The sequence below is a fragment of the Mycobacterium simiae genome, from assembly GCF_010727605.1.
GTDB lineage: Bacteria > Actinomycetota > Actinomycetes > Mycobacteriales > Mycobacteriaceae > Mycobacterium > Mycobacterium simiae.
Genome location: NZ_AP022568.1, coordinates 5,776,999 through 5,788,994, shown reverse-complemented (window position 1 = coordinate 5,788,994; position 11,996 = coordinate 5,776,999). Strand labels below are relative to the sequence as shown.

Genomic DNA, 11,996 nt, shown 5'->3' with positions numbered 1-11,996 from the left:
TTCATCGAGATGGGCAAGACGACCTGCGTGACCCCGCCACCGTCCCCGAGGGCGCAGCTACCGCGCCTTCGACCTGATGGAAGCCGGTCCGGACCATATCGCGTCGATGCTCTCGGATCTGGTCGGACTCTTCGATGCCGGTGTTAACGCCGTTGCCCGTCAAGGTGTTTGACGTGCGGTCGGCGTCGGCGGCGTATCGGTTTGTTAGTCAGGCCCGCCAGATCGGCAAGGTGGTGCTGACGTTGCCGGATGGTCCCGACGATCGCTTGTTTGCGACGTCGGGGGTGGCTTGGCTGGTGGCAGTGTGGTGATTACTGGGGTACCGGGATGGCTGGTGCGGCGGTGGCTGAGCATCTGGTGACCCGGTATGGGTGGGCCATGTGGTGTTGGTGAGTCGTCGGGGCCGAGGCGCAGGGGCCGCTGAGGTGGTGGACCGGCTGACGGTGGCGGGGGCTGAGGTGTCGGTGGTGGCCTGTGATGTGGCTGATCGCGGGCGGTGGGTGAGTTGGTTGGGGTTGTCGCCGCGGTATCCGTTGGGGTGTGTTCCATGCCGCTGGTGTGCTCTGATGATTGATTGGTTCGTTGACGCCGGAGCGGATGGATGTGGTGTTGCGGGCCAAGGTTGATGGTGCGTGGAATTTGCATGAGTTGACCCGGGATCACGATGTGTCGGCGTTTGTGTTGTTTTCGTCGATGGCTGGCATCGTTGGTTCGCCGGGGCAGGGTAACTATGCGGCGGCTAACAGTTCCTCGACGCGTTGGCGACTGCGCGGCGGGCGCAGGGTCTGCCGGGGTTGTCGGTGGCCTGGGGCTGTGGGAACAGGCCAGCGGCATGACCGGACACCTCGACGAGCGCGACAAAGCCCGCATGAGCCGAAGCGGACTGGCACCGCTATCCACCCCGCACGCGCTGCAACTGTTCGACGAAGCCATGCTGGCCGACCGCCCACTGCTGGTTGCCGCACGCATCGACCCCTCCGGGCTGGGTACACGCGGCGCCGTCCCACCCGTGCTCCGTGATCTGGTCGCCCGGCCGGGCCGTCGACTCATCACCGACGCCGGAGCCGCCGTCCCGACGTCGGGCCTGGCCACCCGGCTGCACGGGCTCAGTCCCGAGCAGCGCCACCACCAACTGGTGGAACTGGTGTGCACCAACGCCGCAACGGTTTTGGGTCGATCGAGCGCCGATCTCGAGGCGCAGCTGCCGTTCCAGGATCTCGGCTTTGATTCGCTGACCGCGGTGGAATTACGCAACCGGCTGAAAACCGCGACCGGACTCACCCTTTCGCCGAACCTGATCTTCGACTTCCCGACACCGGCGGCGCTGGCCGAACACATCGACCAGCAGCTGAGCTCCGCGACACCCGGGGCATCGGCCGCCGAGCCCGAGCGGCTGGCTCGGTTCAACGACATCGCCCGCGAGCTACAGACCCTGGTCAATCAACCCGACTGGACCCCCGACGACAAGACCCGCCTGGCCGCCCGCATCCAAGCCATCCTGGCCGAGCTGGAAAGTCCACCGCCGACCGCACCCGACGAAACGCAGCTGCTCGACGACGACATCGCCACCGCCACCGAACGCGAACTCTTCGCCATCCTCGATGACGACTACGGCCCCTGATGGCACCCACCGACGTCGCGATCATCGGCCTGGCCTGCCGGCTGCCCGGAGCCGGCAGCCCGAATGAGTTCTGGAAGGTGCTGCGGGACGGACGCGAAGAGAACCGGTTACCCGGAAACGCGGCCGAGTTTGACGCCGACTTCTTCAACCTCTCCCCGCGCGAGGCCCGCGCAATGGACCCGCGGCAGCGGCTGGCCCTCGAACTGGCCTGGGAGCTATTCGAAGACGCCTTCCTGATCCCGGAAACCATTCGTGGCGACTATGTTTCGATCCACCTCGGCGCAATGAACGACGACTACGCCGTCCTGACGCTTCGCGCGGGCGGCGACCACCTCGACCACCATTCCTTCGGTGGGCTCAGCCGCGCGATGATCGCCAACAGAATCTCTTACGCCTTCGGTTTGCAGGGCATCAGCATGGCGATCGACTCCGGGCAATCGTCGTCACTGGTCGCCGTCCACCTAGCGTGCGAGAGCCTGCGCGCCGGTGAGTCGACGCTTGCCGTCGCCGGCGGCATCCATCTCAACCTGGCCGACGAAACCGCAATGCTGGAACACGAATTCGGCGCCTTGTCGGTCTCCGGTCACACCTACGCATTCGACCGCCGCGCCGACGGGTACGTGCGGTCCGAAGGCCGGCCTGGTGCTGCTCTGCCGTTACCCAACGCCATCGAGGACGGCGACCGCATCCGCGCGGTCATCCGCGCAACTGCAGTCAACAATGCCGGGCACAGCTCGGCCGGGCAAACCGTGCCGTCGACCTCGGCACAGGTCGCGGTCATCCGTCGCGCGCTCGCACATGCCGGCCTGGGCAGCGACGATATCGACTACATCGAGGCGCACGGCACCGGCACCGAAGTCGGCGACCCGATCGAGGTCTGCGCCCTGGGCGAGATCTTCGCCGGACGACGACAGGGCCCGGTGCGCCTCGGCTCGGTGAAGACCAACATCGGCCACACGGGGGCCGCCGCCGGCATCGCCGGCCTGCTCAAGACAGTGCTCGCCCTGGACAACAGCATGATCCCGGCGAGCCTCATTACGACGGAGCCACAGCCGGCGATCTGAAAGACCATGGCCTGCAGATCAACACCACGCCGACCAGCTGGCCGGCACCGGCCGGCCGCGGCGGGCCGGGTGTCGTCATTCGGAATGGGCGGGACGAACGCGCACGTGATCCTCGAGCAGGCGCCCCCGATGCCCCCCACGCTGACGTCGGCGGCACCGCAGACACCGGTGGCCTGGGTGTTCTCGGCCCGTTCCGAGCTGGCACTGACCAACCAGGCTGCGCGGCTGGCGGCCCATCTTGACGCCGAGCCGGAATTGACGGTGCCCGACGTGGCCTGGTCGCTGGCCACCACTCGCGCGGTGCTCGAGCATCGAGCTGTGTTGGTGGGCAGCGACCGGCACGGGCTGACAACGGGTTTGGCGCGGCTGGCCGCTGGTGATTCCGATGCGGTGGCCGGACGGGCCAAACCGCTGGGCAAGACGGTGTTCGTCTTCCCCGGGCAGGGCTCCCAATGGCTGGGGATGGGGCGGCAGCTCTACGACCGGTGGCCGGTGTTCGCCGAGGCTTTCGACGCGGCCGTCGTCGCGCTGAATCGGCATACGAGCGCCGACGTGCGCGACGTCATCTGGGGGGACAGCGCGCAGTTGCTGGGCAACACCGAGTATGCGCAGCCTGCGTTGTTCTCGATCGGGGTGGCGTTGACGGCACTGTTGCGCAGCTGGGGAATCGAACCCGACCTGGTGATGGGCCATTCAGTCGGCGAGATCACCGCTGCACACGTCGCGGATGTGCTGACGCTCGAAGATGCCGCCCGGCTGGTTGCCGCCCGGGGCCGGCTGATGGCCGAGCTTGCGGCCGGCGGCGTCATGGTCGCGATCGCCGCGGGCGTGGAAGCGGTTGCCCCGTTGCTCAGCCCCGACGTCGCGATCGCGGCCGTCAATGCCGAAGATTCCGTGGTGGTTTCGGGTGCCGAGGGCCCCGTGCACGCCCTGGCCGACCGATTCGCGCAACAGGGTACCCGAGTGCACCGGCTGGCGGTGTCTCACGCGTTTCACTCGGCACTGATGGAGCCGATGATGGACGAGTTCGGTCACCTCATCGCCGGTATCACGCCCCATGAACCACGAATTACGCTGGTATCCAACATGACTGGGCAATTGGCCGAACCCGGCTACGGGTCGGCGGCATATTGGGTTGAACATGTGCGCCGTCCGGTGCGGTTCGTCGACGGCGTGCGGTTGGCGGAGTCGCTGGGAGCCGGGGTGTTCGTCGAAGTGGGGCCGGCGGCGGCCTAAGCGCCGCCATCGGGCGGTCGTTGCGCGATGAGGATGCGGCCGCGGTCGCGATGCTGACCCAAGACCGGCGCGAAGTCGAAGACATACTGGACGCGGTCGGGGAACTGTTCTGCCAAGGGACGCATGTTGTTTGGCCCGCGGTGCTCAGTGGACTGGCTGCCCGGCGCGTCGGTCTTCCGACGTATGGCTTTGCCCGGCAACGTTTCTGGCTGGACACCGACGGTGCGGCGTCGGCTCCGGTGAGCCGGGCGGCCGGCCTGGCTGAGGAGTTGCGGACACTGCCGCCCGACGAGCAACACCGGCGGCTGCTGGAGTTGGTCTGCGCACACGCGGCAACAGTGTTAGGACACTCGAGTGGCCGCGACATCGACGTCGACCGCGCCTTTCAGGACTTCGGCTTCGAATCGCTGACCGGGGTGGAACTTCGCAACCGGCTCAAATCCGCCACCGGATTGGCGTTGTCGCGCACCCTGATATTCGACTTTCCCACTCCGTCGGCGCTGGCCGCTCAGCTGCGCCAGCGACTGCTGCACGGCGAGGAGGCAATGTCTGGCACAGAGTCCGACGATGACGAGGTCTGGGCAACGCTGAGAAGGATTCCGCTGCGCGAACTTCGGCGAACGGGATTGCTGGACAAGTTGCTGGTGCTGGCCGGTGAGACCGAACCACCGCTCGCCGAGGTGGCGGTCGATGGTGACGTCATCGACTCGCTCAGCACCGATGCGTTGATCGCGCTGGCGTTGGAGTCCAACAAAACCGACGATATCGAATGACGAAATCCCCGTTGAGGGAACACGATTACGACCTTCACCACGATGTATCCGACACATGTTGAATAGCTGTATCTTTGCGGGCCTGAACCGGGCCGCATACACTTTCGTGCAGTGGGGGGAATCGTTCTGAGCAGAGGCTAGATATGAGCGTCATCGCAGGTGTGTTCGGTGCATTGCCGCCGCACCGCTACAGCCAGAGCGAGATCACCGATCAGTTCGTCCAGCTTCCGGCGCTGCAGGAACACGAAGATATCGTGCGGCGGTTGTACGCCGGTGCGAAGGTCAACAGTCGCCACCTGGCGCTGCCGCTGGAGCAATACCTGTCGCTGACCGATTTCAGCGAGACGAACGAGATCTACATCGAAAAGGCGGTCGACCTCGGCTGCGAGGCGCTAAAGGGCGCCCTCGAAGACGCCGGGCTGCAACCCCGCGACGTCGACATGATCGCCACTACCACCGTCACCGGAGTGGCGGTGCCATCACTGGACGCCCGCATCACCGGCCGCCTCGGTCTGCGCGCAGACATTCGGCGGATGCCGCTGTTCGGGCTGGGGTGCGCCGGCGGCGCGGCCGGCGTGGCCGCGCTGCACGACTACCTGCGCGGGGCCCAGGACGGCGTCGCGGCCCTGGTGTCGGTCGAGCTATGCTCGCTGACCTTCCCCACGGTCAAGCCGACCGTCTCCGGGTTGGTCGCTACCGCGATGTTCGGTGACGGGGCGGCCGCGGTGGTCGCGGTGGGGGATCGGCGCGCCGAAGGCGACGAGCAGGGCCGGGCCGGCGGTCCGGACATCGTCGATTCACGCAGCCGCCTCTACCCCGATTCGCTGCAGGTCATGGCGTGGCACGTCGGATCATCGGGTCTACAGCCGGTGCTGTCCCCGGAACTGGCCCCCATGATTGAGCGCCACCTGGCCGACGACGTCGACCAGTTCCTCAGCCGACACGGCCTGACCCGGGACGACATTGAGGCCTGGGTCAGTCACCCGGGCGGCCCGAAGGTGATCGAGGCGATCGGCAAGTCCCTCGGCCTGCGGCCCGAGGCACTGGAGTTGACCTGGCGCTCGCTGGGCGAGATCGCCAATCTCTCGTCGGCGTCGGTGCTGCACGTGCTGCGCGACACCATCGCCAAACCACCACCCGCCGGCAGCCCCGGGCTGATCGTCGCGATGGGGCCCGGCTTCTCGTCCGAACTCGTACTACTGCGCTGGCATTAAGGCGTCGACTTCGACGAAGACCCCCGGCTTGGGACTCAGCGCCGCGAGGTTGGCCGCGCGGATGCGTTGTGGGGGCAGGCGGAGCGTTGTTCGGCTGACTAGCCGGGCCAGCATCACCGTCATCTCCATCGTCGCCATCACCGACCCGATGCACCGATGCAATCCGCCGCTGAACGGAATGAACTCGTGCGGTGCGGGCTTGCGGTACTCCGCGGCCCGCGGATCCCACCGCTCCGGCCGGAATTCGTCCGGCTGCGGCCACACTTCGGGCAGCCGGTGCGTGACATAGGCGCTGAAGATCAGCAACCGGCCGGCGCGGATCCGGCCGCCGTCGAAGTCGAGGTCGCGCATCACCCTGCGGGCCGAAATCACCGCGGGTGAGTACAGCCGAAGCGTTTCCTGCACCACGCCATTGAGGTAGGTCAGGGAGGTCAGGTCGGCCGCCCAGGTGCCCGGTGACCGATCGCCCAGGACCCGACGCACTTCGTTGGCGGTCCGCTCCCACGCGCCCGGCAAGCTCAGCAGCAGGTAGATCGCCCAGGCCAGCGCCCCGCTGGTGGTTTCGTAGCCGGCGGTGATAAGCGAGATGATCGAGTCGCGAATCTCGTTGTCGCTCAGCGTATATCCCTCTTCACCCCGGCCCTCGATCAGCATGGTCAGCAGGTGATCGTCGGTCCGGGGCTGCCTGCGCGCCTGGATGATCTGACCGTCGATGAAATCGTTGAGGTGTTGCCGCGCGGCCACCGCCCGCCGCCAGCCGGGGGCTCGGAGACGTTGCTGCAGCGAAACCAGTTGGGGCAGCTGATGAGTCAGATCCAGCAACGGTTGCAGGTGCTCGCCCACAAAGTCGGAATGCTGCGCGAGTCGCGGGCCGAACAGGCTCTCGATGGTGCTGCGCCGCACCGCGCCGCGGCACTGCCGGTAGATGTCCAGCCGTTGGCCCGGTTGCCAACCGTTGATGACGAGGTCGATATTGGCGACCATGGTCCCCAGATAGTCCTGAACCTGGCGATGCCGCAGCCCCGGCGCCACCACGCTGCGGCGGCGCCGGTGATCGTCGCCGTCACTGACGATCAGCGCGGTCGGCCCGTCGACGATGGCCAGGTTTTCGAACGTCTTCGCCCAGCTGAACGCGTCGGCGTTGGCGAACACGAACTTGTTCGCCGCCGGCCCGAGGAGATACGTGTAGCCGTGGCGGCCGATCCCGGCATCGATCACCGCGCCGCGGCGCCGGTACAGCGCGAGCAGCGCTTGCCCGGGCAGGTAGCGGACCGGTCGGCGCGGCGGCGTCCTCATGGCATCATTCGACCACTTCGGAGAGCTCCAGCCACCGGGTTTCCAGCGCGGCGACCTCGTCCTCCAGGTCGCGGAGCTCGCCGGTCAACCGGGTGATGCCGACGTGGTCGGATTGGTCGTGCTCGGCGAGCTCGACGTGTTTGGCGGCGATGCGATCCGCCAGCCGGGCCAGCTGGCGGTCGACGGCGGCCAGCTCCTTTTCCGCGGCGCGGCGCTGTGCGCCGGACATCGCCTGCGGCCGCGACGGCGGCTGAGCGGAAGCCTGAGACGGCACCGGCGCGCTCGCGGACCGTCCCGCCAGCCGCAAATACTCGTCGATGCCGCCGGGCAGGTGGCGCAATCGGCCGTCGAGGATCGCGTATTGCTGATCGGTGACGCGTTCCAGCAGGTAGCGGTCGTGGGAGACCACGATCAGCGTGCCCGGCCAGGAGTCGAGCAGGTCTTCGGTCGCGGTCAGCATGTCGGTGTCGACGTCGTTGGTGGGCTCGTCGAGCAGCAGGACGTTCGGTTCGGACAGCAGCGTGAGCATCAGCTGCAGCCGCCGCCGCTGGCCGCCGGACAGCTCGCCGACCCGTGCCGAGAGCTGGCCCCGTCCGAAGCCGAGGCGTTCCAGCAGCTGGGCAGGCGTCACCTCGCGGCCCTCGACCTGGTAGCCGCCGCGCAGCCCGCTCAGCACGTCGGCAATACGGTCGCCGGTAAACGGGTCAACAAGTCGCCCTGCTGGTCGAGTACCGACAACCGCACGGTCTTGCCGCGCTTGACCCGTCCGCTATCCGGCGTGATCGTGCCCGCGATCAACCCCAGCAGCGTCGACTTACCCGCTCCGTTGGCGCCGACGATGCCGGTTCGTTCCCCCGGTGCGATGTGCCATTCGACGTCGCGCAGCACCGGGCGACCGCCGTAGCAGACCGACACATCCAGCAGGTCGATCACGTCCTTGCCGAGCCGGGCCGTCGCCAGCTTGGCCAACTCGACGGTATTGCGCAGCGGCGGCACGTCGGCGATCAACTGGTTGGCGGCATCGATGCGGAACTTCGGCTTGGAGGTCCGCGCCGGCGGCCCGCGGCGCAGCCAGGCGAGCTCCTTGCGCATCAGGTTCTGTCGTTTGGCTTCCGCCACGGCGGCCTGCCGGTCGCGCTCGACGCGCTGCAACACATAGGCCGCGTATCCGCCCTCGAACGGTTCGACGATGCCGTCGTGCACCTCCCACGTCGTGCTGGCCACTTCGTCGAGGAACCACCGGTCATGCGTCACCACCAGCAGGCCGCCGGCGTTGCGCGTCCAACGCTGTTGCAGGTGATCCGCCAGCCAGGTGATGCCCTCGATGTCGAGGTGGTTGGTGGGCTCGTCGAGGGCGACGACATCCCAGTCACCGATCAGCAATTGGGCCAGCTGCACCCGCCGGCGCTGTCCACCGCTGAGCGTGGAAACCGTTGCATGCCAATCCAGATCGGCGACAAGCCCAGCCACCACGTCGCGAATACGTGGGTCGCCGGCCCACTGATGCTCGGCCGCCTCGCCGACCAGTGTCCAGCCCACGGTGCGGGCCGGGTCCAGGGTGTCGGCCTGGCTGAGCACACTGACTCGCAACCCGCTGCGCCGGGTAACGCGACCGGCGTCGGGTTGCAGCTCACCGGTCAGCAGACGCAGCAGACTCGACTTGCCGTCGCCGTTGCGTCCGACGATGCCGATGCGAGCGCCGTCGCTGACCCCCCAACGAGATCGACTCGAACACGACCCGAGTCGGGTATTCCAGGTGAACGGCCTCGGCCCCCCAGTAGGTGCGCCACCGGGCAATTATTCGAGAGTGAGCAACGCGTGGTCGACGTGGGTCCGGGTGTCCGGCGAAGAGGTTCCGGCGACGGCCTTCAAAAATCGCACGGCCAGGTCACGAACCTTGAGGTTGGTCTCCTGGGAGCGCCAGACCAAGACGTCGAAGGCGCGCTCGGCCGAGATGCCGTAGGCAGCTATCAGCACGCCCTTAGCCTGCTCGATGGCCGCGCGGGCGTCGGCCACCGCCTCGAGGACCTGGGTGATGTCGGAGTGCAGCGAATCGGTGACGTCAACGTAAAAACCCGACGTGCCGATCAGCGCGCCGGTGTCGTCGAGCATTTCCTCGCCCGCCACGATGACGCAGCGGGTGTGGCCGGCCTTGTCCACGAGCCGGTGTCGGCTGCTGAACGGCTCGCCACTGACCACGCGGTCCAGCACCGTCGCGACGCCCTCGCGGTCGTCCGGGTGCTTGTGCTGCAGCAGGAGTTCTGTGGTGGGCTCCACCGTTCGCGGTTCATAGCCGTGCATGCGTGCAACAGCATCGGACCACTCCCAGCGCTCGCCGTCGAGAAAGAACTTGAATCTGCCGACTCGCTGCGGTTCGCCGAGGCCTAAGACCAAGTCGATGGCCCCCAGCTGAGCGGTATCGTCGTCGAAGTTCACAGTCATCGCGGGCCCCCGAAATACGTTGGTTCCACTTCGGTGATATTGCCGATATCGACGTCCGTCAACCAGACTCCTGTTGCGGCTGCGCAGGTTTTGGTGGCTCAGCTAACTCGGAACTGCTCGGCGTCCGGGCGCTTGAAGTCCAGGCCGAGTCCGGGCCGTCCCTGATCGGGCCGCAGTACCCCGCCCGCTGGGGGCAGCACGCCGTCGAAAAGCAGCTGTTCGATGCGATGGTGGTCGTGGAAGTACTCGAGATGCCGCAGGTTCGGGATCGCCGCGGCCACGTGAGCATGCAGGTTAGGGGCGCAGTGTCCGGATACCTCGACGTTGTTCGCGGCGGCAACGGCCGCGGCGCGCAGCCAGTCCGTGATGCCGCCGCAGCGGGTGACGTCGATCTGCAGACAGTCGACCGCCTCGGCGGCCAGCATCCGGTTGAAATACGCCAAGTCGTAGCCGTATTCGCCGGCGGCGACGTCCGGGCGCACCTGATCGCGCACCTGCCGCAAGCCGACGAGGTCATCGGATGACACCGGTTCTTCGAACCATGTGACATGGTGCTCGTCCATGGCGTGCGCGACCCGGATCGCCTGCTTGCGGCCGTAGCCGCCGTTGGCGTCGACATACAGTGCCACATCATGACCAATAACCTTGCGCGCGAAGGCGATCCGCCGGATATCGCGACGCGGGGCAGAGCCCGACGACTCACCGATTTTGATTTTGACCCGCGGAATCTTCCAGCCGTCCACCCAACACTCGAGTTGCGTTCGAGTCGTGTGTTCGTCGTAGGTGGTGAATCCCCCGCTGCCATAGATCGGTACCTCGGGCCGCGCCATGCCGAGCAGCCGGCAAACCGGCGTTTCCAATAGTTTGCCCTTGAGGTCCCACAGCGCCGTGTCGACCGCCGAGATCGCGCAGGCGACCAGGCCCGGACGTCCGTTGTTACGCATCGCCGTGACCATCGACTGCCACGCGGCGGTGATGTCGAGGGCACAATGCCCTGTGACGGCATGGGCGAGCGGGCCGGCGATCAGTTCGCGGGCGACGCTGCTCGCGTAGGTATAGCCGATCCCACGCCGGCCCCCCGCGGTCACCTCCGCCAATACCAGCGTCGTGGCGGTCCACGCGAACGTGCCATCGGCTTCTGGTGCGTCTGTGGGTATTTCGTACGCCTGGGCGGTGACCTGGTCGATGCAGACGTCCGAGCGGCTGGTGGTTGTGGTCATCTGAGCTCCTGCAGGTTCAACCGGGCGAGGACGGCGCTCGGCGGATCGTGGCGCTGAGAATGCGACGGCGGGGGAGCCCGACGAAACTGAGCCGTATCCAAACCATCACCATGGTCCTCGTCGGGCGGCCAGGGCGCCCAGCACACCGACGCCAAGGGCCAGCACCGCGGTGCCGCCGGCGACGCGATGGCGGGACAACCACACCTGCGGGCTCCGGCCGTGGGACCTGTCATCGAAGCCGCCGTGGGCGCCGTGATCGCTGCCGGGGCGTCGTCAACCGGTCTCCATAAGTTGTCCGGTCGTTGGCCGCTGGTGTGTTGATCGGTCTGCTGGGAGTCGTATCCCGTTTGGCCGAGGTAACGGTCCAGTAGGGGGGCGATGAACTTCTGCGCGACCAGTGTGACCGCAGTGCTGTCGCCGACCCAGTATTGTTTGCGCCCCGGATGAGCGGCGGCGTAAGCGACGGCCCGCGCGGCGAGTTCGGGTTGATAGATCGGCGGTACCGGTTGTGGAAGCCGAGGCAATCGCGACAGCACCCAAGAGAATTGCGGGGTGTTGACCGCCGGCATCTGTACCAGGGTGATCCGCACCCGGGAGCCTTCGTGCAGCAGCTCACAGCGCACGGACTCGGTAAAGCCGTTGATCGCGTGCTTGGCTCCGCAATAGGCCGACTGCAGCGGGATGGCCCGCTGGCTCAACGCGGACCCGACCTGGACGATCGCGCCGCGGTCGCGGGGCAGCATCTTTGCCAGCGCGGCCATCGTCCCGTGCACGTAGCCCAGGTAACTGACCTCGGTGACGCGCCTGAACTCGGCGGGGCTGATGTCGCGGAGAGGAGCGAAAACGGAGGTGAATGCGACGTTGATCCAGGTATCGATGGGCCCGAACGCGGCCTCGGCCTGATCCGCGGCGCCCTGGACCGCCGAAAAATCGGCGACGTCAGTCGGGATGGGCAGCGCGTTGCCGCCACCCGCCTCGACGTCGCGGGCCGCGCCGTCCAGCCCTGCCGCGCCGCGGGCGAGCAAGGTGACGTTGGCTCCGCGCTGGCCGAAAAGTGCAGCGGTGGCGCGCCCGATTCCGGCGCTGGCTCCGGTGATTACGACGTTGTGTGCCATCGGAATTGTCCTTCG

The 11,996-nt window shown here is 67.1% G+C and carries 10 protein-coding genes and 3 pseudogenes; 8 read left to right on the top strand and 5 right to left on the bottom strand.

Going from position 1 to position 11,996, the window contains the following annotated elements:
* Nucleotides 1–134 precede the first annotated feature (134 nt).
* From G6N33_RS28085 to G6N33_RS27000, 8 genes and pseudogenes are all read left to right on the top strand, one after another.
* Nucleotides 135–311, top strand: a complete 177-nt coding sequence (locus G6N33_RS28085) for a hypothetical protein (RefSeq protein WP_408632752.1) — start codon at nt 135–137, stop codon at nt 309–311.
* Nucleotides 312–371: 60 nt separating this feature from the next.
* Complete coding sequence (locus G6N33_RS28080; RefSeq protein ID WP_408632751.1) at nt 372–626, top strand: KR domain-containing protein; 255 nt, start codon at nt 372–374, stop codon at nt 624–626.
* Nucleotides 598–836 (top strand): annotated as a pseudogene (locus tag G6N33_RS28075) (ketoreductase domain-containing protein). Before G6N33_RS28080 ends, G6N33_RS28075 begins: the two are co-directional and overlap by 29 nt.
* Nucleotides 833–1,621, top strand: coding sequence for a phosphopantetheine-binding protein (locus G6N33_RS28070; protein WP_408632750.1), 789 nt, complete (start codon nt 833–835; stop codon nt 1,619–1,621). Before G6N33_RS28075 ends, G6N33_RS28070 begins: the two are co-directional and overlap by 4 nt.
* A complete protein-coding gene (locus G6N33_RS27680) occupies nt 1,621–2,685 on the top strand; it encodes a beta-ketoacyl [acyl carrier protein] synthase domain-containing protein (protein ID WP_170310416.1) in 1,065 nt (354 codons plus the stop codon). Before G6N33_RS28070 ends, G6N33_RS27680 begins: the two co-directional genes overlap by 1 nt.
* An 84-nt stretch (nt 2,686–2,769) precedes the next feature.
* Entirely contained in the window at nt 2,770–3,921 is a 1,152-nt protein-coding gene (locus G6N33_RS27675; protein ID WP_170310415.1) for an acyltransferase domain-containing protein, read from the top strand.
* 20 nt (nt 3,922–3,941) lie between these two features.
* Nucleotides 3,942–4,694: an acyl carrier protein gene (locus tag G6N33_RS27670; RefSeq protein WP_163771745.1), complete on the top strand. Its 753-nt coding sequence runs from the start codon at nt 3,942–3,944 to the stop codon at nt 4,692–4,694.
* 143 nt (nt 4,695–4,837) lie between these two features.
* The gene (locus tag G6N33_RS27000) at nt 4,838–5,908 is read left to right on the top strand and encodes a type III polyketide synthase (protein ID WP_044505592.1); all 1,071 of its coding nucleotides are present in this window, start codon (nt 4,838–4,840) and stop codon (nt 5,906–5,908) included.
* Here the strand turns inward: G6N33_RS27000 and G6N33_RS26995 are convergent.
* From G6N33_RS26995 to G6N33_RS26975, 5 genes and pseudogenes are all read right to left on the bottom strand, one after another.
* The gene (locus G6N33_RS26995; RefSeq protein ID WP_044505593.1) at nt 5,891–7,204 is read right to left on the bottom strand and encodes a cytochrome P450; all 1,314 of its coding nucleotides are present in this window, start codon (nt 7,202–7,204) and stop codon (nt 5,891–5,893) included. The two genes, G6N33_RS27000 and G6N33_RS26995, sit on opposite strands and share 18 nt — an antisense overlap.
* A gap of 4 nt (nt 7,205–7,208) precedes the next feature.
* A pseudogene (locus G6N33_RS26990) lies at nt 7,209–8,994 on the bottom strand (ABC-F family ATP-binding cassette domain-containing protein).
* Nucleotides 8,995–9,001: 7 nt separating this feature from the next.
* A complete protein-coding gene (locus G6N33_RS26985) occupies nt 9,002–9,646 on the bottom strand; it encodes a PAS and ANTAR domain-containing protein (RefSeq protein WP_044505595.1) in 645 nt (214 codons plus the stop codon).
* A gap of 98 nt (nt 9,647–9,744) precedes the next feature.
* Nucleotides 9,745–10,866 carry an enolase C-terminal domain-like protein gene (locus G6N33_RS26980; protein WP_044505596.1) on the bottom strand — a complete coding sequence of 374 codons (1,122 nt, stop codon included), beginning with the start codon at nt 10,864–10,866 and terminating at the stop codon, nt 9,745–9,747.
* A gap of 105 nt (nt 10,867–10,971) precedes the next feature.
* A pseudogene (locus G6N33_RS26975) lies at nt 10,972–11,981 on the bottom strand (SDR family oxidoreductase).
* Nucleotides 11,982–11,996: the final 15 nt, after the last annotated feature.